Origin of the sequence: Pseudomonas sp. R11F, from assembly GCF_050312575.1 — a bacterium.
In the GTDB taxonomy this organism is placed as follows: Bacteria; Pseudomonadota; Gammaproteobacteria; order Pseudomonadales; family Pseudomonadaceae; genus Aquipseudomonas; species Aquipseudomonas palleroniana.
Genome location: NZ_JBNPJU010000077.1, coordinates 277,292 through 303,602, shown reverse-complemented (window position 1 = coordinate 303,602; position 26,311 = coordinate 277,292). Strand labels below are relative to the sequence as shown.

Annotated in this window: 26 protein-coding genes and 1 tRNA gene; 17 read left to right on the top strand and 10 right to left on the bottom strand. The window is 58.4% G+C overall.

Translation table 11 applies throughout. The features are described from left to right. Positions 1-11: 11 nt before the first annotated feature. Positions 12-1,178 (bottom strand): hypothetical protein, encoded by a 1,167-nt coding sequence (locus ACQRBV_RS25420; RefSeq protein WP_411984699.1) that lies wholly within the window; start codon positions 1,176-1,178, stop codon positions 12-14. Positions 1,179-1,192: 14 nt separating this feature from the next. After that, positions 1,193-1,999, bottom strand: a complete 807-nt coding sequence (locus ACQRBV_RS25415) for a nitrilase family protein (RefSeq protein WP_411984740.1) — start codon at positions 1,997-1,999, stop codon at positions 1,193-1,195. Here ACQRBV_RS25415 and ACQRBV_RS25410 point away from each other — a divergent pair. Next, positions 1,880-2,131, top strand: a complete 252-nt coding sequence (locus tag ACQRBV_RS25410) for a hypothetical protein (protein WP_411984744.1) — start codon at positions 1,880-1,882, stop codon at positions 2,129-2,131. The genes ACQRBV_RS25415 and ACQRBV_RS25410 overlap by 120 nt on opposite strands. Before the next feature lie 70 nt (positions 2,132-2,201). On the opposite strand, the gene ACQRBV_RS25405 is transcribed toward ACQRBV_RS25410, so the two are convergent. After that, positions 2,202-4,145 carry a flavin monoamine oxidase family protein gene (locus ACQRBV_RS25405; protein WP_411984698.1) on the bottom strand — a complete coding sequence of 648 codons (1,944 nt, stop codon included), beginning with the start codon at positions 4,143-4,145 and terminating at the stop codon, positions 2,202-2,204. Between the two features lie 259 nt (positions 4,146-4,404). Here ACQRBV_RS25405 and ACQRBV_RS25400 point away from each other — a divergent pair, with 259 nt between their 5' ends. The 7 genes from ACQRBV_RS25400 (at position 4,405) to ACQRBV_RS25370 (ending at position 11,658) form a co-directional block, all read left to right on the top strand. After that, positions 4,405-4,749: an FKBP-type peptidyl-prolyl cis-trans isomerase gene (locus ACQRBV_RS25400; protein WP_104993266.1), complete on the top strand. Its 345-nt coding sequence runs from the start codon at positions 4,405-4,407 to the stop codon at positions 4,747-4,749. 12 nt (positions 4,750-4,761) lie between these two features. After that, positions 4,762-5,361, top strand: coding sequence for a GNAT family N-acetyltransferase (locus ACQRBV_RS25395; RefSeq protein ID WP_104993267.1), 600 nt, complete (start codon positions 4,762-4,764; stop codon positions 5,359-5,361). A 324-nt stretch (positions 5,362-5,685) separates the two neighbouring features. Continuing rightward, complete coding sequence (locus ACQRBV_RS25390; protein ID WP_275113256.1) at positions 5,686-5,814, top strand: hypothetical protein; 129 nt, start codon at positions 5,686-5,688, stop codon at positions 5,812-5,814. A gap of 32 nt (positions 5,815-5,846) precedes the next feature. Next, positions 5,847-6,563 (top strand): MgtC/SapB family protein, encoded by a 717-nt coding sequence (locus tag ACQRBV_RS25385; RefSeq protein ID WP_060756430.1) that lies wholly within the window; start codon positions 5,847-5,849, stop codon positions 6,561-6,563. Between the two features lie 295 nt (positions 6,564-6,858). Next, positions 6,859-7,485: a response regulator transcription factor gene (locus tag ACQRBV_RS25380; protein WP_060756428.1), complete on the top strand. Its 627-nt coding sequence runs from the start codon at positions 6,859-6,861 to the stop codon at positions 7,483-7,485. A gap of 1 nt (position 7,486) precedes the next feature. Further along, on the top strand, positions 7,487-11,101 hold the full coding sequence (locus ACQRBV_RS25375) for a transporter substrate-binding domain-containing protein (RefSeq protein ID WP_411984697.1): 3,615 nt from the start codon (positions 7,487-7,489) through the stop codon (positions 11,099-11,101). A gap of 134 nt (positions 11,102-11,235) precedes the next feature. Next, complete coding sequence (locus tag ACQRBV_RS25370) at positions 11,236-11,658, top strand: hypothetical protein (protein WP_060756426.1); 423 nt, start codon at positions 11,236-11,238, stop codon at positions 11,656-11,658. On the opposite strand, the gene dkgB is transcribed toward ACQRBV_RS25370, so the two are convergent. Then, positions 11,655-12,473, bottom strand: a complete 819-nt coding sequence (dkgB, locus tag ACQRBV_RS25365; RefSeq protein WP_411984696.1) for a 2,5-didehydrogluconate reductase DkgB — start codon at positions 12,471-12,473, stop codon at positions 11,655-11,657. The two genes, ACQRBV_RS25370 and dkgB, sit on opposite strands and share 4 nt — an antisense overlap. A gap of 168 nt (positions 12,474-12,641) precedes the next feature. Continuing rightward, the gene (locus ACQRBV_RS25360) at positions 12,642-13,721 is read right to left on the bottom strand and encodes a 3-deoxy-7-phosphoheptulonate synthase (protein WP_060756424.1); all 1,080 of its coding nucleotides are present in this window, start codon (positions 13,719-13,721) and stop codon (positions 12,642-12,644) included. A 605-nt stretch (positions 13,722-14,326) separates the two neighbouring features. Between ACQRBV_RS25360 and ACQRBV_RS25355 the strand changes: the two genes are divergently transcribed. The 6 genes from ACQRBV_RS25355 to ACQRBV_RS25330 all read left to right on the top strand — a co-directional run bounded on the left by ACQRBV_RS25355 (position 14,327) and on the right by ACQRBV_RS25330 (position 18,930). Next, entirely contained in the window at positions 14,327-15,076 is a 750-nt protein-coding gene (locus tag ACQRBV_RS25355) for a carbon-nitrogen hydrolase family protein (RefSeq protein WP_244698212.1), read from the top strand. A 19-nt stretch (positions 15,077-15,095) separates the two neighbouring features. Beyond that, on the top strand, positions 15,096-15,530 hold the full coding sequence (locus tag ACQRBV_RS25350; protein ID WP_205345285.1) for a GNAT family N-acetyltransferase: 435 nt from the start codon (positions 15,096-15,098) through the stop codon (positions 15,528-15,530). A 205-nt stretch (positions 15,531-15,735) separates the two neighbouring features. After that, positions 15,736-16,377 (top strand): response regulator transcription factor GacA, encoded by a 642-nt coding sequence (gene gacA / locus ACQRBV_RS25345; RefSeq protein ID WP_003190387.1) that lies wholly within the window; start codon positions 15,736-15,738, stop codon positions 16,375-16,377. A 1-nt stretch (position 16,378) separates the two neighbouring features. After that, positions 16,379-18,202, top strand: coding sequence for an excinuclease ABC subunit UvrC (uvrC, locus tag ACQRBV_RS25340; RefSeq protein WP_161550157.1), 1,824 nt, complete (start codon positions 16,379-16,381; stop codon positions 18,200-18,202). A 32-nt stretch (positions 18,203-18,234) separates the two neighbouring features. Further along, on the top strand, positions 18,235-18,795 hold the full coding sequence (gene pgsA, locus ACQRBV_RS25335) for a CDP-diacylglycerol--glycerol-3-phosphate 3-phosphatidyltransferase (RefSeq protein WP_060756420.1): 561 nt from the start codon (positions 18,235-18,237) through the stop codon (positions 18,793-18,795). 59 nt (positions 18,796-18,854) lie between these two features. Continuing rightward, a tRNA-Gly gene (locus ACQRBV_RS25330) sits at positions 18,855-18,930 on the top strand. A gap of 118 nt (positions 18,931-19,048) precedes the next feature. Here the strand turns inward: ACQRBV_RS25330 and ACQRBV_RS25325 are convergent. After that, positions 19,049-19,558, bottom strand: coding sequence for an Lrp/AsnC family transcriptional regulator (locus ACQRBV_RS25325; RefSeq protein WP_244383881.1), 510 nt, complete (start codon positions 19,556-19,558; stop codon positions 19,049-19,051). Between the two features lie 197 nt (positions 19,559-19,755). On the opposite strand from ACQRBV_RS25325, the gene ACQRBV_RS25320 reads away from it, so the two are divergent. From ACQRBV_RS25320 to ACQRBV_RS25310, 3 genes are all read left to right on the top strand, one after another. Continuing rightward, entirely contained in the window at positions 19,756-20,772 is a 1,017-nt protein-coding gene (locus ACQRBV_RS25320) for a 1-aminocyclopropane-1-carboxylate deaminase (protein ID WP_090372028.1), read from the top strand. Positions 20,773-20,819: 47 nt separating this feature from the next. Continuing rightward, positions 20,820-21,281 carry a transketolase gene (locus tag ACQRBV_RS25315; protein WP_104993274.1) on the top strand — a complete coding sequence of 154 codons (462 nt, stop codon included), beginning with the start codon at positions 20,820-20,822 and terminating at the stop codon, positions 21,279-21,281. A gap of 131 nt (positions 21,282-21,412) precedes the next feature. Beyond that, a complete protein-coding gene (locus ACQRBV_RS25310) occupies positions 21,413-21,820 on the top strand; it encodes a DUF2000 domain-containing protein (protein ID WP_205345282.1) in 408 nt (135 codons plus the stop codon). A gap of 102 nt (positions 21,821-21,922) precedes the next feature. Here the strand turns inward: ACQRBV_RS25310 and ACQRBV_RS25305 are convergent, their stop codons facing one another. The 4 genes from ACQRBV_RS25305 to ACQRBV_RS25290 form a co-directional block, all read right to left on the bottom strand. Continuing rightward, positions 21,923-23,386, bottom strand: coding sequence for a carbohydrate-binding protein (locus ACQRBV_RS25305; protein ID WP_411984695.1), 1,464 nt, complete (start codon positions 23,384-23,386; stop codon positions 21,923-21,925). Between the two features lie 94 nt (positions 23,387-23,480). Next, the gene (locus ACQRBV_RS25300) at positions 23,481-23,687 is read right to left on the bottom strand and encodes a hypothetical protein (RefSeq protein WP_060756414.1); all 207 of its coding nucleotides are present in this window, start codon (positions 23,685-23,687) and stop codon (positions 23,481-23,483) included. Next, positions 23,684-25,123 carry an efflux transporter outer membrane subunit gene (locus tag ACQRBV_RS25295; protein WP_411984694.1) on the bottom strand — a complete coding sequence of 480 codons (1,440 nt, stop codon included), beginning with the start codon at positions 25,121-25,123 and terminating at the stop codon, positions 23,684-23,686. The genes ACQRBV_RS25300 and ACQRBV_RS25295 overlap by 4 nt, the downstream gene beginning before the upstream one ends. 62 nt (positions 25,124-25,185) lie before the next feature. Continuing rightward, positions 25,186-26,001, bottom strand: coding sequence for a helix-turn-helix transcriptional regulator (locus ACQRBV_RS25290; RefSeq protein WP_411984693.1), 816 nt, complete (start codon positions 25,999-26,001; stop codon positions 25,186-25,188). Between the last annotated feature and the right edge of the window lie 310 nt (positions 26,002-26,311).

Genomic DNA, 26,311 nt, shown 5'->3' with positions numbered 1-26,311 from the left:
ACCTCAGTGACTCAGGCTAACCAGCCCACCAGCGGCACCACCAGCAGCGTGCTTAGCGCCATCGCTATTACATTGCCGATATACGGATGAAAGTGCGGGGGCATTCGCCCAGCCATTGCGCAGGCCAGGGGCGGTGCAATCAGTGCGCCCAGTAAGGCACTTGAGCCGATCACCGTCCAACTGCCACCGTGTGCCAATACTGCCGCAGGCACCACCGATACCAGCGGAACGTAGGTTGGATACCAGCCCCGTTTGATCCATTGTTGCCGCCAGATCACCACACCCAGCGCGGATGTCAGGGCCTGCGCGCCGATCATGTGCAACACCAGGCCCGACCCATAAGCCGGACTGAGCGGGTTAAGGGCGTATGCCAGTAGCACCCCGGCCAGCAGCCCAAGGCTGGCCAGCTCATTTCCGAAAAAGGGGGCTTCAGAGAAGTCCGCCAACACCCGGCGCAGGCTCCACACTACGCCATAGGTGGGTGGCTTGGCCGGCATGGGTCTGATGGGCGCGATGTAGTCCGACCGCACCAGTGCAGGCAGACGATGGCAAAGCAGGAACGCGATGACACTCCCAGTCGCCATGCCCAGCACATTGCCGATCACCACCGGTAAGCCCAGTGGCGTGCATACAAAGTTCACGATCAAGAGACACATCGGCGTAACCAGCAGTGCCCCTGATAACGCACCATTGAACGTAACCTTCCAGCCTCCACCGAACATCAGCACCATCGCCGCCGGCAATGAGACGAATGCTGCAAACGTCGGTTGCCATGTCTCGGAACTGACGCTCCACCCCCATAACAAGTTGCTCAGCAGTAGCCCCAGCAGTGAGCTGGTGACTAGCCAAGGCCACAGCCCGGTACCATAGGAAATGGAAAAACCTTGCCAGGTTTTCCCGCGCTTGCTTGCCCACCAAGCCAGGTAGGCGCCACTCAGCAAACCGAGCGAAGCAAGCTCGTGCTTGTAGAAGGCAACTTCACTGATGTCCCCGAGTATCCAGCGCAGCCAGGCAGCGGGATGGGGCAGGCTTTCGGTCATTTCGGCATAGCCCGGCCAAGACCCTTGATGACTCAGGGTGACCCAGAACACCAGCAATACGCTTATCAAACCCAGGATGAAGACCGTGGTATCGGCTCTCGATCGGACGAGTGTTGCCTTGGTAAATAACGTTTCCATGGGTGCCCCTCCGATCAGCGTGGCAGGGCAGGGTGTTGGCAATACCCGAGCATTTGATCGTAGAGGTCAGTGCGTCGGTCGCGTTGCAGGTCATTGAGGCTGTTCCAGATTGGCGCGCTTCGGGCACTGGTGATATCGATGTCTGCGAACAGGATTTCCTGGCGATTGGGCGAAGCGACAGCGCCGATAGGCCAGCCATTGGTTCCTGCAATCAGCGAGCAACCGAGATAACGGGCATCGCGCTCTTCACCAATGCGGCTGGCAGCCGCGATAAATACGTTGTTCACATGGGCCGCGGTCATCGTCAGGTACGAGGCCATGCATTTGCCTGCGTCGTCGAATAATGGCGGTGGTGTCCAAACCCAATTATTCAGACTGCAAATGATATCGGCGCCTTGCTGGCTGAGAATGCGCGGTACTTCTGGAAACCAGATGTCCCAGCAGATCAGCAAACCGATGCGGCCGATGGGCGTTTCAAACACCGGAAAACCTGTATCTCCGGGGGAAAACCAGAGCTTTTCAAGGTTCCACAAATGAGCTTTGCGATATTTTCCGATAAACCCGTCGGGCCCTAACAGGACGGCTGTATTGAACAAACGCGTGTCGTCAATTTCGCTCAAGCCCGCAACCAGATACACCTGGTGCCTGCAGGCAAAATCAATCCACGCCCGTACACTGGCGCCGTCCGGTACCGTTTCGGCATGATCAAAGGCATCCTGGCGACTGCTGAAGAAGTACCCACAATTGGAAAGTTCGGGCAGTACGATCAAGTTGGCGCCGCCGTTCACGGCTTCGGTTGCCAATGCAAGACTTTGGTGCAGGTTGTTGGCGCGGTTGTCGATACCGACTTGAGGGTCAAGCTGGATGACCGCTACGCGGGCGGGGCTTATTGGTTCGCTCATGAAGATGACCTCTTATTGTTATACAACCAGGAAATGGTTGGGCGTTTATAAGAGGTGACAACTTGTTTAAATGAAAGTCGGATGGTTCCTACTGCGTAGTAGTCTATTTCTGTTGATTGAGTTACGTTTTATACGCTGGATAGTCTTGAATGCTAAAACCTCCATTAAAAAGCGCTTGTGTTTTGTTGCAGATGTGGATCACCGTATCAATCGCACCTCTGAAACAGGGTTCAGTCCAGCCGGCATCGACAGAAAAGGATTCACCGCAGAGATAAAGGTCCGATGTGTAAGAAAACTCTCTGTTGTATTTCATCAAGGTCACCGCCTCGTAATAGGCGCCCGCACGATAAAGTTTTGCACAACCGAGTGAGTTTTTATTATTCATCCAGCGTTGGACTACCGCTTGTTCGCGGCCGATATAAGGTGATATTTTTTGTTTTATATTGCTTGATTTTAAAAGGATCCTGTCCAGTTCCTCTATGCATTTGTTCACAAGCTCCTTGTCGCTGAATATCGAAAGTTTTGTAGCGTCATCTTCCCATGTGTAGCTGAGCAGTATGCAGTTATAGGTGTTGTTTTTGTTGTAGCGGTAGGTATAAACGTCGTGGACCAAGCTATCGGTAACAATGGTTTGGGGAATGGTTTTGTTATGTGAGAGAAAAGACTTTTTAAGCGGAGCGTACACTTTGCAACTGGTTTCCCAGTGAGCGGCTTTGTAGGCCGCCACTATCTCGAATGGGAGCATTGTCTGATCGAAGTTTTCGAGAAGAATTTGTGTCTCTATCAGCCACGAAGGGAGCGTCATGACAACCGAGTCAGCGTCGATGAATTTCTTCTCCATCTCATCTGGATGTGCGGCGTTCCAGTCATAGTAAACGCGTATTTGACCATTTTTAAGTTTTTTCAGTTTTGTCACTGAACTGCTGGTCAGCAAGCCGGAAGAACTTTTCATCAGGTGCTCATACAATGATTCCTGGGTCTCGTCTGATTTTATGAATAAGAGAGATTCTGCGAGAGCGCCTAATCCTACGTACTTGGGTTTGTTAAAGTGAAGTCCGCTGGAGTCCACAGTTTCTGTAGCGTCCAAATAAGGCGAGGCTACCGGGGTTCCATCTGCGCTTACGCGTCCATGGATCAATTGCAGATGGCTGCTGAACCCAAATATCGCAGTGCGTAGGGGGTAAATTGAGCAAACGTCATAGAAGGCTCCCCAACTGCCATCACCGATTCCAATAGAGTAGAAAACAGCTGACTCCTGCGCGGTCATGCCCAGCCCGCCGAAATTGCCTGGATCGCTGGCCTGCCATCTATCAATAGCGGGCATTTTCACCAGGTCGCGAAATGAAATACCTTCGTATTTTTTGACGATGGAAGCCCACATATCATCCCAGTGTTCGCAGCCGTAATGCTCCGATACATGCAGGGTCATGCGTTCAGCGAAAATCTTCCATTTTGCGAAGACAGCACCTAGGGTTTCACCCGGTGGTACTGTTTTTCCATCGGTGTTTTTCCATATAAGCAGGGTGGGCTCGATGTGGCCATCTATGCTCCCTTCTCGTAGGTATATTCCAGTTGACCGAACGGCAGGACTGCCTGGGTTAGGGAAGTCTGAATGAACCAATTCAAATACGCTCGCATAATAAGCCATGAGTGAGCGCCCGTCTTTTGGGGGCTCATCGGACGTATTGAAAAAAGGCATTCTCATGGCGCCCATTTCAAAAGGCGGGCGGCCGAGGGTATTGCTATTGTTGCTCCCAAGGACTGTGAGATGCCTGCCGCCGATGCGCTGGGACTTTTCAATGAGCGTAATGTTTGTGAAGCCGCACCGATGTAGTTCTCGCGCGGTTGTTAAACCTGTAATGCCTGCCCCAACAATGCAGATTTTATGATGGTTTTGCGTGACCTGTGCGATACCGTTTTTTTGCTCTACCAATGCGCGATAGTCAAAGCACAAGTCTGGCGGGTTAGGGAATCTGGCTCTCCATTTATCATTAGGAGAGCGCTTTTTTCGATGATGCTTGTGGGCGATGTCGGCCGGATAGTTGAAGCTTGAGCCTATTGTCATTGTGAGGTTCGCTGATCAGATGATTGTCTGTTCATAGGTTGTCTTCAGTCACTGGGACAAGAGAATAAGCAGGGAGTGATTTTTGGCTGGGGAAAATCGTGTTCTTTAGTAGGGAAACCGCAAACCGCCAACGTGACCCAGCGCCTTTTTGAGGTTTCCTGGTCACGAGCCGCTCGTTGAGCCGGCCGTTCCGCCCACTTGCCAAACCCCACCAATTCTGGGAAAACCCCCAACCTTTGCACCGACAACGAGACCTCCCATGAGCACTGACGAACTTCAGATCACCGACATCCGCCCCGGCACCGGCAAGGCCGTCGTCAAGGGCGCGTTGATCACCACCCAATACACCGGCACCCTGGAGGATGGCACGGTGTTCGATTCGTCCTGGGAGCGCGGCAAACCGTTCCAGTGTGTGATCGGCACGGGCCGGGTGATCAAGGGCTGGGACCAGGGCCTGATGGGCATGCAGGTGGGCGGTGTGCGCACGTTGTTCGTGCCGGCGCACTTGGCGTATGGCGAGCGATCAATGGGTGCGCATATCAAGCCCAACAGCAATCTGCGCTTTGAAATTGAATTGCTGGAAGTGCTCACGCGGGATGATTGAACGAGGATGGACATGGACGTTGATGCTCAAGCGATACCGGACTGCTCTATCGAGGGTGTTCGGGTAAGTGAGTTGGGCAGTTGCGATGAAGCCCAGTTGCAACGCTTGTTTGAGCGGGCGCCGGATTACTTCATTGCCGTGAATGGCGAACCGGCGACGCCGACCGAGGCGCACGAGGAGTTGCAGGACTGTCTGCCCGCAGGTTGGAGCTGCAGCCGGATGTACTGGCTGGGTTACCGGGGGAGTGATGACCAACTGGTCGCTGTGGTGAATATCGCCGCAGACTTGCTGGCAGCCGGTGTGTGGCATATCGGGTTGCTGTTGGTCGATAAGCGTATGCATGGCACCGGTTTCGCTCATCGCTTGCATGAAGACCTTGAAGCATGGGCGGTGAAGCGCGGGGCCCGATGGCTTCGGCTGACGGTAGTCATCGGCAATACCAAGGCCGAGCGTTTCTGGCCCAGGCTGGGTTATGTGCAGGTGCGTACCCGGGAGGGCATCGCGATGGGGCGCCGGGTGAACCGGGTGTCGATACAGATCAAGGCGTTGGCCAATGGGCAGGTTGATGATTACTTGGCGGTGGTGGCGAGGGATCGTCCGGGCGCGCCCTGAAAATCGCCTGCCTGAACTTACCCTGAAGAATTGTCTCATTCACCATGCGGATACTTTCCTACGGTTTACTCCCGCGCAAACGGGGCGTAAGCTTCGCGCGTTTTCATCAATAGCGGAGACCCTCAGTGGGTACTTGTTCGAGTGACAGTTGTCGGCCGGTTTCGGTAATCGGCACCTACTTGGCAAGATAACGCGCGTTCTTGCAATGCCGTTGTCTCGCCTTGGATTGCGAGAAGCGGCATCCCGGCAGCGGCCAGTCCTGGCACCTGCCCGAATCCCTCTCATGACGCTGATCAGCACCTGGCTCACGCCGGGATGCCACGCATGCGCCTGCCTTTTATGATGGGCGCTGCGTACTGCTCGATCCTTGACATCACCCCGTTGCCACACCTGTGGTATGGGGTTGATGCCGACACGCCGTGCCCCGGTAGTGAAGGGTTTCCACATCCGTAATTCTGGCGGGTAATGAGCAGGGAAGAATCCTTATGCAAGCAATCAACAACATCAACCTCAACTCCCTCGTGGATACTGTGGTCAGCCTCACCGCGGCGTTTATTCTGGGCGGCCTGATCGGTTTTGAGCGCCAGTACCGTCAGCGTACGGCAGGCCTGCGTACCAACGTGCTGGTCGCCGTGGGGGCGGCGATTTTCGTCGACATGGCCAACCGCCTCGGAGGTGCGGAAGGCGCGGTGCGCGTGGTTGCGTACGTGGTGTCGGGCATCGGTTTTTTGGGGGCGGGCGTGATCATGCGGGAAGAGGGCAATGTGCGTGGGCTCAACACCGCCGCTACCCTCTGGGCCTCGGCGGCGGTGGGGGCCTGTGCCGGCGCCGACCTGATTCTCGAAGCGCTGCTGGGTACCCTGTTTATACTGGCGGCCAACACGCTGCTGCGGCCGATCGTCAATAACATCAACCGCCAGCCGTTGGATGTGGTGTCGGCAGAGGTCACCAATATTCTCTATGTGATTGCGCGGCGCAGCCAGCAACAGGCGGTGATGGTGTTGCTGGAAGCCGAGTTGGCGCGCTGCAATTACCCAGCCAGTGATGTCGACGTGCGGCCGTTCGGCAGTGAGGAAGTGGAAATCGAGGCAACCCTGGTCGCGACGTCGGTCGATGGGGATGAACTGGATGCGCTGGTGACGCGTATTTCCATGTCAACTCTGGTGGTGCAGGCCTTTTGGAGCCCGAGTACCACCGACTGAGCCTCCTATGAAAACCCGGCGGGTCCAAGGATTGGCAGGGTTGTGCGCGGAAAAGTCCTACACTCAATTAGGATTATCCTTTCAGATGGGGCGTTATTACGTTGTTAAGGTTGCGCACTTGCGGCTGACGGGCCCTTTGGTCCGGCTTCGCGTGCTCGTGGTGTTTTCAATTGAAGGGGCCGGCAGCGCCTGGTGATTGCCTGGAATGTGCGCAGTACCGTCGGTCGGGACTGTCATTTCTCACAGGTGCCGAGGCCCTACGTAATGTGAAAGGGTGTCTACTTAGGGGAGTTTTATGGCCACAGCGTTAATCGCGGAAGACCACCCGTTTATCCGTGCCACGGTCAGGCATCTATTGAAGCTGGAAGGTTTCGATGAGATCTACGAGGCGGGCAACGGTGCGGATGCCATGCAACTGGCGCGGGAGAAGTGTCCCAGCCTGATCATCATGGACCTGGCAATGCCCAAGATGGGTGGGCTGGAAGTGATCAGCCGGATCAAGTCGCTGGGCTTGCCGTGCAAGATCCTGGTGCTCACGTCGTACCTGGCGGTGTTTTTTTCCACCCGCTGCATGCGTGCCGGGGCCATGGGGTTTGTCGCCAAGACCGGTGAACTGGACGAACTGCAAAAGGCGATCAAGGCGATCATGTCCGGTTACAGTTGCTTCCCCAGTATCGCCACCAGCTCGGTGCGTCGCGATGATTTGCAAGTGACGGAGGCGGCCATGGTGGAGGCACTGTCAGACCGCGAATTGATGGTGCTGCAAAAACTCGCCCAGGGCCTGGGCAACAAGGATATCGCCGAAGACCTGTTGCTGAGCCACAAGACCGTCAGTACCTACAAGACTCGACTCAAAGAGAAGTTGCATATGTCATCGGTGGTGCATCTGTCCAAGTTTGCCCAACGCAATCATCTGATCTGAAATGACCCGCGCCACGTTTTTGAGGTTTACCGCGATCTGGCTGGTGAGCCTGTTGCCTCTGTGCGCGGCCGCTCTCGATGAGCCGCGCACGCTGCGGCTGTTGGGGCATTCGCGGGTGGAGCAAGCCAGTGTGGTGCTGGATGAAGCTCAACTGCGCTGGCTGCGCGAGCGGCGAACCCTGGTGATGGGCGTGTCCGCCCCGGATTACGCGCCTTTTGACTTGACCAATAACAACGACGAACTTGAAGGGGTCACTGCCGATTACGCCGCCTTGATCGGGCAGATCCTGAATATGCCCATTGAGGTGCGGCGCTACGATACCCGTGATGAGGTCATTGAGGCGCTCAAACAAGGCAGCGTGGATTTCCTCGGCTCAGCCAATGGTTATGAAGCGGCCGACCCGCAGTTGCGCCTGTCCCGCTCCTATGCCAATGATCAGCCCACGTTGGTGACCCGCACCGGTGACAGCCAGGCGCTGAGTGACGACCTGGCCGGCAAACGCGTGGCGATGCTCTATCACTATATGCAGCCCGCCGCGGTGCAGGCCTTCTATCCCCGTGCCCGGTTGGAGCTGTTTCCCTCGACCGTCGAAGCTCTCGGCGCGGTGGCGTTTGGTAACGCCGATGTGTACCTGGGCGATGCCATCAGCACCAGTTACCTGATCAACCACAACCATCTGAATAACGTGCGCATGGCCGACTTCTCTGCCCTGGAAGTCAACCCTTTTGCCTTTGCCGTCACCCGTGAAAATACCCGTTTGCTGCCCATACTGGACACCGCCCTGGCGGTCATTCCGGCGAGCGAGCAGATGGAAATCCTGCGTCGTTGGAGCGCCGGCAACCTCGGGATCGTCGGTACCGGCCGCTTGCACCTGAGTGCCAGCGAACAGCGCTGGTTGCAGAAACATCCGCGGGTCAAGGTCGCGACGCTCGACAAATTCGTACCATTGTCGTTTTTCGATGAGCACGGGCAATTCGAAGGGTTGAGCGCCGAAGTGTTGTCGCGCATCAGCCTGCGTACCGGCTTGAAGTTCGATGTGGTCTCGGGCACTTCAATGCCGCAGCAGATCGATCAAGTCAGTACGGGCGCGGCGGACATGCTGGCGGTGGTCACCCCCAGCGTCGAGCGTGCCGAGAAGATACGGTTCAGTCGGCCCTATCTCACCAATCCCTTTGTGCTGGTCACGCGCAGTGACGAACGCAGCCCGCTCACCCTGGAAGACATGGTGGGCAAACGCCTGGCGCTGATCCCCGGCAATGGCCTGCGTGATGCGATCACCCAGAATTTCCCGGGGGTTGAATTTGTCGACGTTGAGAACCCGGAGCAAGCCATGGCGCTGGTAGCCAATGGGGGAGTGGACGGCGCGGTCAATTCGCTGATCAGTGCGCGCTACCTCATAGCACGGTACTACCGCGACCGATTGCGGGTATCCAGCACGGTTGGCTCCGAGCCGGCTCGCGTCACGTTTGGCGTCAATCGCAGTCAGCTGGAGCTGTACTCGATCCTCGATAAGGCGTTGCTGAGTATCACACCTCAGGAAATGGATGAATTGATAGGTCGTTGGCGCAACGACATCATCATCGAGGACAGTTACTGGTTGCGTCACCGCAACGCGATCATTCAAGGCTTCGGGTTGGCGGCACTGTTGCTGCTGGTCACATTGGGCTGGGCCATTTATCTGCGCAGCTTGATCCGCAAGCGGGTGCAGGCCGAGCGGGCGTTGAGTGATCAGATGATCTTCATGCGCGCCTTGATCGACGGTACGCCGCACCCGATTTATGTGCGTGACCGGCAGGGGCGCTTGATGGCTTGCAACAGCGCCTATCTGGATGTGTTTGGCTTCAAGCTCGAAGACGTGATCGGCAAGACCGTGGTGGAAACCGACACGGGCAATCCCCCGCAGGCCCGGTCCTTCCATGAGGATTACTTGCGGTTGATGGCTGACGGCGAGCCGCAGATTCAGGACCGCATACTCAAGGTGCCCACGGGAGAGGTGCTGACGATCTACCAGTGGATGCTGCCGTACCGTGATCGTGATGAGAAGGTGGTGGGCATGATCGCCGGCTGGCTGGATGTGAGCGAGCGTCAGCGGCTGCTGGGCCAATTGCAGGAGGCCAAGGATGATGCCGACGCCGCCAACCGGGCCAAGACCACATTTCTGGCGACGATGAGCCACGAAATCCGCACGCCGATGAACGCGGTGATCGGCATGATCGAGCTGGCCCTGAAAAATGCCGAGCAGGGCCGGGCCGACCGTGATGCGCTGGAAGTGGCCTCGGTGGCTTCGCGCGGCATGTTGGAGCTGATCGGCGATATCCTCGATATCGCGCGGATCGAGTCGGGGCATTTGTCACTGGCATTGCAGCCGGCCAATCTGCATGAGTTGCTGGCCTCGGTGGTGCGGGTGTTCGAGGGGCTGGCACGGGTCAAGGAGTTGGTGCTGCAGGTTGAGTTGGACCCGCTGAAGGGGCGCATCGTAATGCTCGACCCGCTGCGCTTCAAACAGGTGATCTCCAATTTGCTGAGCAACGCGATCAAGTTCACCCCGCAGGGCCAGGTCAAGCTGGGTGCCCAGGTGCTTGATGAAGGCGAGTATTTGAGCGTGCAGTTGTGGGTGCAGGACACGGGCGTCGGTATCAGTGCCCAGGATCAACAACGGCTGTTCAACCCTTTTGTCCAGGGCGGCAACAGTGAGCAGTCGGCCCGCAGCGGGTCTGGCCTCGGGCTGGTCATCAGCCGCAGCCTCTGTGAAATGATGGGGGGGCAGTTGCACCTGAGCAGTGTGCTGGGGCAGGGCACTCGAGTCGATGTGACGTTGAGGCTGGCGCGGGCCGCTGCATTGCCGGCCCAGGCGCTGCCGGCGGGCGTACAGACCCCGTCGGCCCGGGCGCTGCGCATTCTGGTGGTGGACGACTACCCGGCCAATCGCCTGCTGCTGGCCCGGCAGTTGAATTTCCTGGGGCATCAAATCACCACGGCCGAAGACGGAATTCAAGGGCTGGCGCAGTGGCAGGCCGGGCACTTCGACGGGGTTATCACGGACTGCAATATGCCGCTCAAGAACGGCTACCAGTTGGCGCAGGACATTCGTGCACAGGAGCGCGCACAGGGCCTGACGCCGTGCCTGCTGCTGGGTTTCACCGCCAATGCGCAACCCGAAGAAACCGAGCGCTGTCGGCAGGCCGGCATGGACGGGTGCCTGTTCAAGCCCACGGGGCTCGAGGATCTGCGGAGCGCGTTGGCTCCCCTCACTGCCAGCCTTTGCGAACCAGAAGTGGCCGCGTTCGATTTGAGCACCTTGGCCGCATTGACGGGTGGAGATCCCTATGTCCTTGAAGAATTACTGATGCCACTGCTCGACAGTCTGGCGGCGGATCGCACGCTGTTGTCGACGCTGCAACGCAAAGCCGATTTCGCCGGGCTGCACGACCTGGCCCATCGTGCCAAGGGTGGGGCGCGGATGGTCAAGGCACACACGCTGATCCAGGGGTGTGAAGCGTTGGCGACCGTCTGTGAGCGCCGCGACCGCGAAGCGTTGGGGCCAGTGGTTGAAGCGCTGGATGACGCGATCGATGATTTGCAGCGTGGCCTGAGCATGTATTGCAAGCGGCCTTGACCGCAGTTGATGGCCATTCGGTGGATTTGGGAGAACTCCTACGCGAAGGGGGAACATGCCTGATTTTGTCGTCGAGGTATGTCTGGAAAATAGTCGGCACTCACTGACGAGTACTGCCAGCCCAGGGGCTTGCCATGCCGAACAAAGCACTGACTATCCTGATTGCTGATGAACAGCACCTGCAACGGCTGTACATCGAAAAAATGCTCAACCAGTTGGGGTATCACCGGATTGTGCCGGTGCAAACCTTCGAAGAGGTCCAGATCCTGACGGCCATCCCGGCCGAGCCCTTCGATGTGCTGATCATCAATGCGGGGCTGGCGGCCTGTGCTGACGGGCCAAACCCACAGGTGCGCCATGTGCTGGTCTACGACCAGCTCGACATGGGAGCGCTCGCCGGTGCAACGCCGACGGTGCTGGTACGCCTGCCGGGTGTGCCGGACAACGTCAATCTTGAACACTTCATGGACATCATCGATCCACCCGCGTCCCCCCAGGGGCTGCGGGTGTTGCCATGGCTGCGGGAGTTATCCCGCCGCCCCGTGGCCGGGGTTTAGTCCCACTTCGGTGCGATGCCCTTGGGGCTGGTCAAGCGGTGGCCACGTTCGAGGCCGGCAATCTGCGCCATATCGGCCGGGCTCAAGGTCAGTTGCAGGGCCTTGAGGTTGCTTGCCAGGTTGGCCCGCTTGGTCGACGACGGGATCACTGCGTAGCCCAGCTGCATGGCCCAGGCCAGGGTGACTTGCGCCGGGGTGGCCTGATGGCGTTCGGCAATCTGTTGGATTACCGGGTCGTTCAACACTTCGCCGTAGGCCAGGGTCATGTACGAGGTGATCTGGATGCCATGGTCGGTGGCGAAGTCCACCACCTTGCGGTTTTGCAGGTAAGGGTGGAGTTCGATCTGGTTGGTCGCGATGTTCTCTGCGCCCACTGCGGCAATGGCCTGCTTCATCAGGTCGATGGTGAAATTGGAAATGCCGATCTGGCGTGTCAGGCCCAGGCGCTTGGCTTCCAGCAACTGCTCCATGAATTGGGCGACGGGCACCTGGTCTTCCGGCGATGGCCAATGAATCAGGGTCAGGTCCAGATAGTCGGTCTGCAGTTTGCGCAGGCTTTCCTTGAGGCTTGGAATCAACTGGCTTTCGGCGAAGTTGGCGATCCAGATCTTGCTGGTGATGAACAGCTCATCACGCGGCACGCCACTGTCGGTGATGGCTTGACCGACTTGTGCTTCGTTCTCGTAGATCTGCGCGGTATCGATGACGCGGTAACCCAGTTCCAGGCCGGTGCTGACGGAGTCGATGACCACTTGGCCTTGCAGGCGGAAAGTGCCGAGGCCGAAGGCCGGAACAGGTTGTTGGGGAATAGACATCGGTAACTCCTGAAGGGCGATAAACAACGAAGCCGAGTATCCGCCCGTCGTTCCTTCGGAAAAACCGCCTGCTCCGAAAAGGACTCTTGACTGCAAATCACGAATCGCAGCCTCAGCCCGAGTCCAGGGGGAGTGAAAGGGGCTGAGACTTGCTCGCTCCTGCAGGCGTCAGCTGGCGTTGCGATGCAGGCGCAGACGTTCGGCGGCGCTGCGCAACAACTGCTCGGTGCCGTCCCAACCCAGGCAACCATCCGTCACCGACACACCGTATTTCATGGCCGGGCTCAGCGGTTGGCAGCCTTCGAACAAATGGCTCTCGAGCATCATGCCGATCAGCGAGGTATCGCCCTGCAAGCGCTGCTCCAGCACGTCGTTGAATACGGCGGGTTGACGCAGCGGGTCTTTGCCACTGTTGGCATGGCTGCAGTCAACCATGATCCGCGCCGCCACCTTGGATTTGGCCAGGTCGTGCTTCACCTGCGCCACGCTTTGCGCATCGTAGTTCGGCCCACGATGACCGCCGCGCAGCACCAGGTGCGTGTCGGGGTTGCCGGGGGTCTGGATGATCGCCGGATGGCCCTGGCTGTCGACGCCGAAATGGCGGTGTGGGTGAGACGCCGAGCGCATTGCATCACAGGCAATCGCGACGCCGCCGTCGGTGCCGTTCTTGAAGCCCACGGGCATACCCAGGCCGCTGGCCATTTCGCGGTGGATCTGCGATTCAGTGGTACGTGCACCGATGGCGACCCAGCTGAGCAGGTCATCGAAGTAGCCCGCAGCCATGGGTTGCAGCAGTTCGGTAGCGACCGGCAGGCCCAGGCGCAGCATTTCGCGCATCAGTTCGCGGGACAGACTGAGGCCGGTGGCCATGTCATCGCTGCCGTCCAGGTGTGGGTCGTAGGCCAGGCCTTTCCAGCCGATGGTGGTGCGCGGTTTTTCGACGTAGGCGCGGATCACCAGCAGCATCTGGTCGCTGACGTCCCGGGCGAGCTTTTGCAGATTGCGTGCGTACTCCATGGCCGATTCCGGGTCGTGGATCGAACACGGGCCGACAATCACCAGCAAGCGTGAATCTTCGCCATTGAGAATGGCGCGCACGGCTTGGCGATGGGCGTGGATCTGTTCAACGAGGAACGGGCTGAGAGGCAACTGGTGCTTTAAATCCAGGGAACTGGGCAGACGCTGAGTCAGGGCTTCATTGGCGCTGTTGAGGTTCGAAACGGGCAGAGCGGCGACGGAGGAGTTCATATTCAAGGCTTCCTGGGCAAGCGGCGGGTTGTTCCCGCGCGCTCTGCCCTACTGGGGTGTTCGACAATTGGCCGTATTGGCTGCGTGTGTTGGCTTGCCACCAATAGGTGACCGATCGGAGGCGGCAGGCTGTCCCGAACGGAGCTTGCTAAATCGCCAGGCAGTGCAGGTGTCGTAGCGGTAATAGGTGGCGTAGTTCATGTCGTGATTTCCTTGAGTGTTCCGAAAATAAGTGGGGCCTGAAAAAACAAAACCCCCGGTCGGGGAGCCGACCGGGGGTTTAGATTTCTCTGGTAGGCGACCCCTTGAGTAGTGGGCGCCGATTTCAGGTATCAGGCGCGCCAGTGGCTAAACCAATACCCAAAATAAAAGCTTACAGCTGCGCTCGAACCGCTCACACGGGCAGCCGATACCGAGCGCTGGGCGCTGGCAGCAGGGCAAACCTGAGTGTGGGTGAGTTGCAACATGGTGTGTCTCCGAAAGATGGGAGGAGCTTACTAGAGGCGCACGGGTGGATTCAATCAGTAATTTCTATTGCCTGAGAGGACTGACGACTATGGGCCGAGATATGCTCACAGAACCTTGATGACTGCCTGGATGTAACCATGAATGCCTTGACCCTTGCTGCGGCTCAATCGATTTCCATCGCGGGTGATGTCGCGGCCAATATCGAACGGCACCTGGTCTTCATGCAGGCGGCAGCCGAGCGTGGTGTGCAATGCCTGGTATTTCCGGAGTTGTCGTTGACCGGGTATGAGCCGTCCTTGGCCGCGGCATTGGCGATTGATCCACACGATCGGGTGCTGGCACCGCTACGCGACAGCGCACGTGAACTGCGCTTGACGGTGGTGGTCGGGATGCCGATCCGGCTGGCGCCAGAGGCGGGCGTATCGATTGGTGCACTGGTTTTGGCGGCAGACGGTTCATTGGCGGTCTACACCAAGCAACATCTGCACCCAGGCGAAGAGGTGGCATTTGTCGCGGGGCAGGGTGGCCGGGCGCTTGAGTTCGGGAGCGAGCGGATTGCGTTGGCGGTTTGCGCTGACTTCTCCCACGCCAGCCATCCACGCCAGGCCGCGCAAACCGGCGCCAGTGTGTACGCCGCCGGCGTGCTGATCAGCGAAGGCGGCTATGCGACGGACAGTGCCTTGCTCCAGGGCTATGCTGTTGAACATGGCCTGCTGGTGTTAATGGCCAACCACGGTGGCCCGTCTGGCGGCTGGGCTTGCGCCGGTCGCAGTGCCATTTGGGACGCCGAGGGGCGCCTGGTGGCTGCCGCGCCGGGGGTTGGCGATGCACTCCTGGTTGCCCAACGCACCGACGGCGGCTGGAGTGGCTACGCAGTCGACCTTTGAGTTGAAGGAGCGCAACCTCATGGGGTTTCACCTGCGCGAAGCGACCTCTCAGGACCGCTTGTTTGCCCGGACCCTGACCTACGAGGCGATGAACCACTATTACCTGCAGTATGGTTTGTCATGGTCGGATAATGGCTTTGATACCGCCTGGGCCTGTCGGGAAAACTGGCTGGTTTGCCGCGATGAGCGTGTCATGGGTTTTATCAGCGTGAGTTGTGACAGCGCGGCGTTGTACATCCGCGAGTTGCATATGCTCGACGGTGCGCGCGGGCAAGGTGCTGGCAGTTGGGTGTTGGCGCAGATGGCGCTGAAGGCTCGCGAGCAGGGTCTGCTGCGCCTGACCGTGTTCAAGACAAACCCGGCCAGGCGGCTTTATCAGCGCATGGGTTTGAGTATCGTCGGTGACGAAGGCTGCTTCTGGCGGATGGAAAGGGTCTGTCGCTCACCTTCCTGACCGCTGCGTTGGGTTGAACAGGAAAAAAACAGGTCGCACCCCCGTAAATCCTGACCGTTCTCACAGCAAACTGCGCTAATCGCGTCGCGCTGTGTGGCCGCTATGTATCCAAACTCTATATATATGACGCTTGCAGCTAGGTCTGCGCCTTGGTTTTTTGCTAAGGTGTTCAGCAACCTATAAGACCATATCGCGAGGTGTCTGCTTGATTAGGGTGCTAGTAGTCGATGACCATGATCTCGTTCGTACAGGCATTACACGAATGCTGGCTGACATCGATGGCCTGCAAGTAGTCGGCCAGGCCGAATCGGGGGAGGAATCCCTGATCAAGGCCCGGGAGTTGAAACCCGATGTGGTTTTGATGGACGTCAAGATGCCCGGGATCGGCGGTCTTGGTGCCACTACCAAATTGTTGCGCAGCCATCCGGACATCAAAGTCGTGGTGGTGACCGTGTGCGAGGAAGACCCGTTTCCAACACGCCTGCTTCAAGCAGGCGCGGCGGGCTACCTGACCAAGGGCGCGGGCCTGGCGGAGATGGTGCAAGCCATTCGCCTGGTGTTTGCCGGCCAGCGGTATATCAGCCCGCAGATCGCCCAGCAGTTGGCGATCAAATCGTTTCAGCCCACCAGTGACTCGCCGTTTGATGCACTTTCGGAACGGGAAATCCAGATCGCCTTGATGATCGTGGGTTGCCAGAAGGTGCAGACCATCTCCGATAAGCTGTGCCTGTCGCCAAAAACCGTCAACACCTACCGCTATCGTATCTTCGAGAAGCTTGCCATCAGCAGTGATGTTGAATTGACCTTGCTCGCGGTGCGCCACGGCATGGTGGACGCCAGCGCCTGACATGACCACACCGTTTGATCCGAGCGCCTTTCTCTCCACCTGCAGTGGCCGCCCCGGCGTGTACCGCATGTTCGACAGCGAGGCGCGGCTGCTGTATGTCGGTAAAGCCAAGAACCTGAAGAACCGCCTGGCGAGCTACTTTCGCAAGACCGGTCTCGCGACGAAAACCGCTGCGCTGGTGGCGCGTATCGCCCAGGTCGAAACCACCATTACCGCCAACGAGACTGAAGCGCTGCTGCTTGAGCAGACGCTGATCAAGGAATGGCGTCCGCCCTATAACATCCTGCTGCGTGACGACAAATCCTACCCCTACGTGTTTTTATCTGACGGCGCCTTCCCACGTCTGAGTATTCACCGGGGCGCGAAGAAGCAGAAGGGCAAGTATTTCGGCCCGTACCCGAGTGCCGGTGCGATTCGTGAAAGCCTGAGCTTGCTGCAAAAGACCTTTTTTGTGCGTCAGTGCGAAGACAGTTTCTACAAGAACCGCACGCGGCCGTGCCTGCAATACCAGATCAAGCGCTGCAAGGCGCCCTGCGTGGGCCTGGTGGAGCCGGCGGAGTATGCCGAGGATGTTCGCCATTCCGTCATGTTCCTTGAGGGGCGCAGTAATGCACTCACCGATGAGCTCTCGGTTTCCATGGAGCAAGCCGCCAATACCCTGGATTTCGAACGCGCCGCTGAGCTGCGTGACCAGATCTCCCTGCTGCGTCGCGTCCAGGACCAGCAAAGCATGGAAGGTGGCAGCGGTGACGTCGATGTGATCGCCGCTTTCGTCAACCCGGGCGGTGCTTGTGTGCACCTGATCAGCGTGCGGGGCGGGCGGGTGCTGGGCAGCAAGAATTTCTTCCCGCAGACCGGCATCGACGAAGACGTCGCCGAAGTCATGGCCGCGTTCCTGGGCCAGTACTATGTCAGCAGTCCGGAGCGCGACTTGCCGTCGGAGCTGATCGTCAACGTGGTGCATGAAGACTTTCCCACGCTGATCGAGGCCATCCACGAGCTGCGTGGTCGTGAGCTGGATATCAGCCATCGGGTACGCGGCACCCGGGCGCGCTGGCAGCAATTGGCCGTGACCAATGCCGAGCAGGCCCTGGGCGCACGCCTGGCGAATCGACAGCACGTTGCCGCACGCTTTGACGCCCTGGCAGAGGTCCTGCACCTGGACGAGCCACCGCAGCGCCTGGAGTGCTACGACATCAGCCACTCCAGCGGCGAGGCCACCGTGGCCTCCTGTGTGGTGTTCGGGCCGGAAGGCCCGATCAAATCCGATTACCGGCGCTACAACATCGAAGGCGTTACCGCCGGCGATGACTACGCCGCGATGCATCAGGCGCTCACACGACGCTTCAGCAAATTGAAGGACGGCGAGGGCAAGCTGCCCGACATTCTGCTGGTGGACGGCGGCAAGGGCCAGTTGTCCATGGCGCGTGACGTGCTCAACGAACTGGCGGTGCCCGATCTGATCCTGCTCGGTGTGGCCAAGGGCACCACGCGAAAGGCCGGTTTCGAAACGTTGTACTTGAATGATGCCGCCCATGAGTTCACTTTGAAGGGCGACTCACCTGCATTGCACCTGATTCAACAGATTCGCGACGAAGCCCACCGTTTTGCCATTACCGGTCACCGCGCCCGGCGTGGCAAAACCCGGCGCACCTCAACCCTGGAAGGGGTGGCGGGGGTTGGCCCGACACGGCGTCGCGACCTGCTTAAACATTTTGGTGGCTTGCAGGAGCTGTCCCGTGCCAGCATTGACGAAATAGCCAAAGCACCCGGTATCAGTAAAAAGCTCGCTGAGTTGATTTATGCGAATCTGCACAGCGAATAGAATGCCTTCTCACCTCGTAGCCAGTTGTGCCGATGAATATCCCTAATCTGATCACCGTTCTACGCGTCCTGCTTATTCCAATTTTTATTTTGCTGTTCTATTTACCTTACGAATGGAGCTATGCGGCCTCCAGTTCGGTATTTGCCTTTGCCGCCGCCACCGACTGGCTCGATGGCTACCTGGCCCGCCGCCTGGAACAGAGCACGCCGTTTGGCGCGTTCCTCGACCCGGTGGCAGACAAGCTCATGGTCGCGGTGGCCCTGGTCCTGCTGGTGCAGGAGCACGGTAACCTGTGGCTGACCTTGCCGGCCGCGGTGATCATCGGTCGCGAGATCGTCGTTTCGGCCCTGCGCGAATGGATGGCCGAAATCGGCGCCCGCGCCCATGTTGCCGTATCGAACCTGGGTAAATGGAAAACCGCCGCGCAAATGCTCGCCCTGGTGATCCTGCTGGCCAACCCTTCGGACTTTTCGTTCTGGGTATTCATTGGCTACGCCTTGCTGCTGATTGCGGCCGGCCTGACCCTGTGGTCCATGCTCCAATACTTGCGCGCTGCCTGGCCTCATCTGCGCACTACCGTTGAAAAGAAATAAACTTTTTTGAATCAAGAGGTTGACGGGTTCTGATAAATCTATAGAATGCGCAACACCAAGCGGGAATAGCTCAGTTGGTAGAGCACGACCTTGCCAAGGTCGGGGTCGCGAGTTCGAGTCTCGTTTCCCGCTCCAGACACAAAGAAAAAGCCACTCAATCGAGTGGCTTTTTTTTGCTCAGATTCCAGGCAGGCTCTGGCGGGAACTCGCCGATCAACGAAAAACGCGCAGCCTTTCGAATCTGGTTCAAGCCTCAAAACGGAATCTGGGTCGTCGACAGGACCTGGCGCAGCCCCATGAATGACCGAATCTGGCGAACGCCGGGCAGGTAAAGCAATTGCTCCGCGTGGAGCCGGTTGAAACTGTTGCTGTCCTTGGTCCGTATCAACATGAAGTAGTCGAACTCTCCCGTCACCACATGGCATTCCATGCAGCCGGAGACTTTTTGTGCGGCCGCCTCGAAGGCGGCGAAAGATTCCGGTGTGGAGCGGTCCAGCACGACACCGATCAAGACCACCATCCCCGCGTCCAGCGCGTCATTGTCCAGCAGTGCGACGATGCCTTTGATCAGGCCGACCTGCTTGAGCCGCTCGACACGCCTGAGGCAGGCCGGGGCACTCAATTTCACCTTCTCTGCAAGCGCCACATTGGAGATGGAGGCATCTCGTTGCAGGGCCTTGAGAATCGCGCGGTCGGTTCGATCCAGTGGCTGCGGCTCTGGGGCTGTAGCGCCCGGCTTGTTGCGATTATTTGTTGCTTTCATATCGTGTTTTACACATTAAAAGTGTGTGTGATGTGAATTTCTGGAAATTATGTTTTTCCAAATGGCAAAAACTTGCAACACATATTTTCTGAATTCTTCTTAGTATTTAACTCATCGAAGCCCTCCTGAAAGAGCCCGGAATGTGGCCTCTTTCTCTCGGCCTGGCGCTTGGATATCCACTATCAAGGAGCACAGTCATGAACCTGAATCGTTTTAAACGTTATCCGTTGACCTTCGGTCCTTCTCCCATCACGCCCTTGAAGCGCCTGAGTGAACATCTGGGGGGCAAGGTCGAGCTGTATGCCAAACGTGAAGACTGCAATAGCGGCCTGGCCTTTGGTGGGAACAAGACGCGCAAGCTCGAATACCTCATTCCCGAAGCGATCGAGCAAGGCTGCGATACGCTGGTGTCCATCGGTGGCATTCAGTCGAACCAGACCCGCCAGGTCGCTGCGGTCGCAGCTCACTTGGGCATGAAGTGCGTACTGGTGCAGGAAAACTGGGTGAACTATTCCGACGCAGTGTATGACCGCGTAGGCAACATCGAGATGTCGCGCATCATGGGCGCTGACGTGCGGCTTGACGCAGCAGGCTTCGATATTGGCATTCGGCCAAGTTGGGAAAAGGCCATGAGTGATGTCGTGGAGCAGGGTGGCAAACCCTTTCCGATTCCGGCGGGTTGTTCCGAGCACCCCTACGGCGGCCTGGGCTTCGTCGGTTTTGCCGAAGAAGTGCGGCAGCAGGAAAAAGAACTGGGCTTCCAGTTTGACTACATCGTGGTCTGCTCGGTGACCGGCAGTACGCAGGCGGGCATGGTTGTCGGTTTCGCTGCCGACGGTCGTTCCAGGAAAGTGATTGGTATTGATGCTTCGGCCAAGCCGGAACAGACCAAGGCACAGATCCTGCGTATCGCTCGACACACCGCTGAGCTGGTGGAGCTGGGTCAAGAGATTACCGAGGCGGATGTGGTGCTCGATACGCGTTTTGCCTACCCCGAATATGGCTTGCCCAACGAAGGCACATTGGAGGCCATCCGCCTGTGCGGCCGCCTTGAAGGGGTGCTGACAGACCCGGTGTACGAAGGTAAATCGATGCACGGCATGATTGAAATGGTGCGTCGCGGTGAATTCCCCGAAGGCTCGAAAGTGCTTTACGCACACCTGGGCGGGGTGCCGGCGCTGAACGCCTACAGCTTCCTGTTCCGTAACGGTTAAACGTAACGCTGCCTGGAGTCGTCCAGAATCCTGCCGGGAGTACCACCATGCATGCGATATCACAGTCTGCAATCTGGGTGAAAGAACCCCTGGCGGATACCGGGGTGGTCATCGTGACCAGCGCCGCTTTGCCCAAATACCTGATTGACGCGTTGCACATGGCGATTGACGACTGGGATCAGGTCGCCTACCTGGCGGTCCGGCAATCGAGGGCATTTATGCTCGACTGGCTGCAATCGGGCTCCAACCCGACAGCCTCGGCGCCGGCAACCCCCTGTCAGGCCAGCCAACTGCTGCGCGGTGTATCCAAGGGCTGCTTTTTACTGGATGTCGAAGTCAGCCCGATACCCCGTCTCACCTGGCTGGGATCAGTCTGCGGTCACCCGCTGCGCGTCCTCAAACTGGAAGACGCAGCCTCCCCAGCAGCGCTTGATAGGCAGGTAGAAGAGGTTTTGTCGGTGACGCGCACGCTGGTGAAAAGCGTGTTGCAAGAACGTTGTTTCAGCTAACAACCGTCAGGTTTCTCCTATGAGGTGCGCGCCGCGCAGCGGGCATGCACAAACGTTCTAGCCGCTGACGTCATTGCTGCGAATAATACCGGCTAATCCCGCCCCCAATGAAAACGGTATTGGAGCCGCTAATGTTCGACACCAAAGTCGCGATCATCGTGCGCAACGACTTGAAGATCTGGCAGCGTTTGAACGTCGTCGCATTTCTTGCAACCGGTATCGCGTCGGCGGCTCCCGAAGCCATGGGCGACGCCTATGCCGATGCGAATGGCCACCTTTATGCAAAAATGCTGGGCCAGCCGATGCTGATATTCGAAGCCGATCTGGCGGGCCTCCAGACTGCCCATCGCGTAGCTCTGGCACGGGATATCACGATAGTGCCCTACGTCTTTGCGATGTTTTCAACCGGCCACGATCAGGCGAACCGTGAGGCATTTCTGGCAGAAGACCCCCAGCATCTGAACCTGGTTGGGATCGGTATTCGAGGGCCCAAAAAAGCCGTGGAAAAAGCCACGAAGGGTTTATTGCTTCACACGTGATAATCAGCCCAGGCACATAAACAAAAATGCCCGTATCGAAAGGTACGGGCATTTTGTTTATGCGGCCGGCAATGCGTCCTCTTGGTTATCGTCTGCGGCGGATCACGCCCGCCGTTGAATCGCCACCCTGGACCAAAGGGTAAAGGCAACATTCGGGGCCCAACCGCTATTGGAGGTGTGCTCCTGAATACACGCGTAGCGATTGCCTTCATACGTCACCCCATCGTCCTTGCGATAGTGATGATTCAGTTGCCACTCCGGGTATTGCGGGTCAGTCATTCCACCTGCGGTCTTGACGTTCAGGCTGACACTCGGCAACGACTGGTTGCCTTGGCTATCGGTGGCGGTGACGAAATAGCTGTACTGGGTATCCGCTGTCAGGCCATTGTCCGTAAAGGTCAACGCGGCGGTCTGGCCTACCGGGCTGCCATTGCGATACAAGGTATAAAACTCGATCGGGCGCACACCGCTGGCAGCGCTCCAGTTCAAAGACACGCTGACTTCCGTCTGGGCTGGGGAAGACAAGCTCCCCGGCGCCGACGGCCGCTCATTGCCACTGTCGCCGTGGATCAATGATGCGTAACGGTTGCGGAACTCCCAGTTGTAGTGGGTTCCCTGCTTGTTGAGGCCGTCATCCCAGTTCACCGACCAGGTCATCAGCCCCTTGACCGACAACCCTGCCGCATCCAGGCGCTTGAAGGCATTGCTCACCGCCGCGGGGTCAATGACGTACCCGGTCGCCGCCGCATCGACATTACTAGGCAAGCCGATCACGAACTTGTCGGCGGCAATCTTGATGTATTCACGAGTGCCTGTGAGCAGGCTTTCAGTCAGATAAAACAGGAAGTCTTCTTTCAGCGCATCATTGTTCTGGGCAATCCACTCACCCTTTCCGCCGTTGACTTCCTGGACCCACACACCGTCGCCCCCTTGGTTGTAGTACTGCGGCGCGATGAAATCGTAGTAACCCTCCAGTGCCTGGATGTAGGCGACGTACGCCCCGGTCGTGACGAGATACGGGAACTCCGGTGCCATGCTGATAATGAAATGTTTGCCTTCGCCCGCGTAGTGATCCTTCACCAGTTTCAGCGCAGCCGGCAAAACGGTCTTGTTGTTGGCGGTGTGAATGGCTTTCTGCTCAAGGTCGATGTCCAGTCCATCAAAACCATAAGTTTCCACCAGGCGGATGATTTCCCTGGCCAGCGGTCGCTCGTCACCGTCATGCAACTCGATATGCGCATCGGCACCGCCGAGGGAGATCAATACGGCGCGGCCCTGACTGTTGAGCACCCCGACCTGGCGACGAAACTCTTCGTCCGACAGGTTGTAAGGCTTGAACGTGGGAATGCCGTTGCCTTTCATGAAGGCCACAGCCACCACGTTGTATTCCTTGGGGATGTCCACCAGGTTGAGGTTGGCGAACTGCCCCTGCTGGTAACCGTCACTGGAACCCGCCGGCCAGTTGTGCCAGAACCCCATGAGGATTTTCTTGCCGGCGATTGACGGCATCAACGACGCTGCATCGTTCGCCAGTTTCTTTACTGAGGAAAAATCAATCTTGCTCATATTCCAATCCTTTAGAATTTGAATGAATCAACAACTGTCCGGTTGTGATTTGAAGTCAGCTCAAGCTTGGGGCTGATGCAGAGCGCCGACGTGCTCACTCGCGTGACGCCTTCGGCGGCGCGTCCGCCAACTTGAGGTTGGCGGCGATGTAAAACCCTACGACCGTGCGTTTTTTCTCTTGATATTCACAGGGCACCAGCGTGGTGTTGGGCAGGTGCGTGCTGTCCTGGGCTGGTTTGACCAGCATTCTCTTGCCCCCCGAGCGCAGGCGTACATATTGCCCGGGCTCGAAGGTGCTCATGGGCGCGTCTCGGCAACGGCCAGGCGGGTCGGTTCTCCCCAGGCGCCGCCCAGGGCGGTGTACAGGTTGACCTCGGCGACCAGTTGCGCCAACCGGTCGGTGATCAGCGTCTGTTGCGAGGAAAACAGCGAGCGCTGTGCATCGAGAAAGACCAGGTTGCTGTCCACGCCGATTTTATAGCGACGTTGCGCGAGGTCGTAATAGGTCTGGTTCGCCCGCACCAGGTCGCGTTGCGCGCTCAGTTGATCGTCATAGGTCTGGCGGGCCGCCAAGCCATCGGAGACTTCCTGGAACGCCGTCTGAATGGCTTTTTCATACCGTGCGATACCGATGTCTTTCTGCAGCTTGGAATAGTCGAGGCTTGCGCGCAGGCTGCCGGCATTGAAGATCGGCAGGTTGATCTGGGGCTGGAACGTCCAACTGCCCGAGCCACCCTTGAACAGGCTGGACAGTTGGGAGCTGGAGGCGCCCGCATTCGCCGTCAGGCTGACGCTGGGGAAGAAAGCGGCACGGGCCGCGCCGATATTGGCGTTGGCGGACTTGAGCTGGTATTCGGCCTGCAGGATATCGGGCCGGCGCTGCAGCAGGTCCGACGGCAGGCCGGAAGGCACCTGGGCGATCAAGTCACTGGCCAGCGGTCGAGCCGGCAAGGATGGCGGCAGTGCGCCGCCGATCAACAGCGTCAGGCTGTTGCGGTCCTGCGCCACTTGACGCTCGTAGCGGGCCAGGTTGGCGCGGGCGTTCTCGACACTGGTTTGCGCCTGTGCGGCGTCCAGTGACGACGCGGTCCCCACCGCCAGGCTGCGGGTGGTCAGGCGCAGGCTTTCCTCGTAGGAGGCCAGGGTCTGGCGGGTCAGCACCAGTAACTCCTGGTCGGCGCGCCAAGTCAGGTAGGCGTTGGCGACGCTGGCGACCAGGCTCAGTTCCGCGCTGCGGCGCGCTTGCTCGGTGGCCAGGTAAGCCTGCATCGCCTGCTCGCTGAGGCTGCGTACGCGACCGAAGAAATCCAGTTCGTACGCACTCATCCCCAGCGTCGCCGAATAGGTGGAGGTGATTGCCGCTTTGCCGGTGCGGGTAATGCTCGCCGGCACACGCTGGCGGGTACCGCCGACGCCCGCGGAAATCGCCGGGAACAGGTCGGCGCGCTGTATCTGGTACTGCGCGCGGTAGGCTTCGACATTCAGGGCGGCCACACGCAGGTCGCGGTTCTGGGTCAGGGCGGTCTGAATCAGTTGCTGCAGGGCCGGGTCGCGAAACAGTGTGCGCCATCCCTGGCTGGCCGCTTCTTCGCTGACCGTCCCAGCGGCAGCGGCATACGCCGGGCCTTGGGGATACTGTGGCGCCACGGGCGCGGCCGGTTGCTGGTAATCGGGGATGAGCGAGCAGCCGCCCAGTGCCACTGCAACCGTTACCAGAGAAAAAGCAAACTTGTTCATGAGCCAGCCTCATTTGAAAAGGGGCACGGGTGGCTGCGTAGCCGCCCGTTGCTTGAGTTGCGCTAGGCGCCGACCATCCATCGGGTCAATCCATGTCGGCCGCTGACCCCAAGCTTTGCGGTTGCACGCTTGAGGTAGGTTTCGATAGAGCTATTTTTCAGCTGCAGCGTTTCTGCTATTTCCGGCACCGTCTTGCCGTTGAGCAAACCCAGGCAAACTTCCTGTTCGCGGGTCGATAGGGTGATGTCGCACAACGTCAGGCGCTTTTGAAATTCGCGATGAATGTGCGTGGGTTCCTGATGGGTGACCAGGGTCGCCATCCAGCTGCCCATTTTTCGCAGTGAGCTCTGGCGGCTGAACTGGGCATAATTTTCAATCAGCGGCAGCAGGGCTTCGGAGAGGTTCTTGAGCAGCGACAATTCGCTCAAGGAAAAATCCTTGTGCGTGGGCGACCGATACAAGGTCACCACGCAGCGCCGGTTGCCGTCGCGTGACGCCAGCGTGCACTGGTGCGCCGCACGGCGCGTGCCCTTGCCGGCTGCACCTTTGGCGCGCGTGTTCATACGGATCAACAGCGAGCCTTCCATCTCCAGCACCTCCTTGAGCAATTGAGGGTTATGGGCAGGAAGGCTTGCGTCGGGCGCAGGGAAGTCGGCGGGGTCGCCGGCATTGCCCAAGGGCTTGATGTCGGTCAGTTGAGCGTTTGACTTATCGAGTGTCCATTCGCTGAGCGTCAACGCCGTGACCGGCAAGAGTTTGTCGATCAGCTTGAGCATGTTGAGTGCGAAGTGATCCTGGTCAGTACTGGAGATCAACTCGCCGAGTATGAAATAGAAGTGTGGGCTGTCCGCATTTCGAATACTGCTGGTCAGATCCATAGTCCAATCATCCTTGATGGCGCCGTTTTTATAAGTTGTTGGTGAGCGAGCAGTGCAGCCATCGTTCACTCCTGAAGGGTTCAACTCGGGTCCGTATTAGGCCCACTCATTGCGCGACGGTCTGTAATAGAAAGCGGGGACATTCAGGTCTCAGCCGCTTGCCCCTCATGGATTTGCCTCACTCAACGCTTTGTACAGGCTTTCGGGGACAGCCGAATTCCGGGCAATCCGTACACTTGCGGCTCCGGCACCCTGGCCAGTCGCAGCGGTTTGCCTGACGGGCCTTGCCCGGTCTTGAGTGTATTTGAGG

Bases quoted from the DNA above. Each gene is read 5' to 3' on its own strand.
- pgsA (WP_060756420.1), top strand. From the start codon at position 18,235: ATGAATATCCCTAATCTGATCACCGTTCTACGCGTCCTGCTTATTCCA.
- ACQRBV_RS25410 (WP_411984744.1), top strand. From the start codon at position 1,880: ATGATCAAAGGCATCCTGGCGACTGCTGAAGAAGTACCCACAATTGGA.
- ACQRBV_RS25305 (WP_411984695.1), bottom strand. From the start codon at position 23,386: ATGAGCAAGATTGATTTTTCCTCAGTAAAGAAACTGGCGAACGATGCA.
- ACQRBV_RS25395 (WP_104993267.1), top strand. From the start codon at position 4,762: ATGGACGTTGATGCTCAAGCGATACCGGACTGCTCTATCGAGGGTGTT.
- ACQRBV_RS25315 (WP_104993274.1), top strand. From the start codon at position 20,820: ATGCATGCGATATCACAGTCTGCAATCTGGGTGAAAGAACCCCTGGCG.
- ACQRBV_RS25390 (WP_275113256.1), top strand. From the start codon at position 5,686: ATGCGCCTGCCTTTTATGATGGGCGCTGCGTACTGCTCGATCCTTGAC.
- ACQRBV_RS25420 (WP_411984699.1), bottom strand. From the start codon at position 1,178: ATGGAAACGTTATTTACCAAGGCAACACTCGTCCGATCGAGAGCCGAT.
- ACQRBV_RS25320 (WP_090372028.1), top strand. From the start codon at position 19,756: ATGAACCTGAATCGTTTTAAACGTTATCCGTTGACCTTCGGTCCTTCT.
- ACQRBV_RS25290 (WP_411984693.1), bottom strand. From the start codon at position 26,001: ATGGATCTGACCAGCAGTATTCGAAATGCGGACAGCCCACACTTCTAT.
- ACQRBV_RS25400 (WP_104993266.1), top strand. From the start codon at position 4,405: ATGAGCACTGACGAACTTCAGATCACCGACATCCGCCCCGGCACCGGC.
- uvrC (WP_161550157.1), top strand. From the start codon at position 16,379: ATGACCACACCGTTTGATCCGAGCGCCTTTCTCTCCACCTGCAGTGGC.
- ACQRBV_RS25295 (WP_411984694.1), bottom strand. From the start codon at position 25,123: ATGAACAAGTTTGCTTTTTCTCTGGTAACGGTTGCAGTGGCACTGGGC.
- ACQRBV_RS25385 (WP_060756430.1), top strand. From the start codon at position 5,847: ATGCAAGCAATCAACAACATCAACCTCAACTCCCTCGTGGATACTGTG.
- ACQRBV_RS25370 (WP_060756426.1), top strand. From the start codon at position 11,236: ATGCCGAACAAAGCACTGACTATCCTGATTGCTGATGAACAGCACCTG.
- ACQRBV_RS25380 (WP_060756428.1), top strand. From the start codon at position 6,859: ATGGCCACAGCGTTAATCGCGGAAGACCACCCGTTTATCCGTGCCACG.
- ACQRBV_RS25405 (WP_411984698.1), bottom strand. From the start codon at position 4,145: ATGACAATAGGCTCAAGCTTCAACTATCCGGCCGACATCGCCCACAAG.
- ACQRBV_RS25310 (WP_205345282.1), top strand. From the start codon at position 21,413: ATGTTCGACACCAAAGTCGCGATCATCGTGCGCAACGACTTGAAGATC.
- ACQRBV_RS25300 (WP_060756414.1), bottom strand. From the start codon at position 23,687: ATGAGCACCTTCGAGCCCGGGCAATATGTACGCCTGCGCTCGGGGGGC.
- ACQRBV_RS25375 (WP_411984697.1), top strand. From the start codon at position 7,487: ATGACCCGCGCCACGTTTTTGAGGTTTACCGCGATCTGGCTGGTGAGC.
- dkgB (WP_411984696.1), bottom strand. From the start codon at position 12,473: ATGTCTATTCCCCAACAACCTGTTCCGGCCTTCGGCCTCGGCACTTTC.
- ACQRBV_RS25350 (WP_205345285.1), top strand. From the start codon at position 15,096: ATGGGGTTTCACCTGCGCGAAGCGACCTCTCAGGACCGCTTGTTTGCC.
- ACQRBV_RS25325 (WP_244383881.1), bottom strand. From the start codon at position 19,558: ATGAAAGCAACAAATAATCGCAACAAGCCGGGCGCTACAGCCCCAGAG.
- ACQRBV_RS25360 (WP_060756424.1), bottom strand. From the start codon at position 13,721: ATGAACTCCTCCGTCGCCGCTCTGCCCGTTTCGAACCTCAACAGCGCC.
- ACQRBV_RS25355 (WP_244698212.1), top strand. From the start codon at position 14,327: ATGAATGCCTTGACCCTTGCTGCGGCTCAATCGATTTCCATCGCGGGT.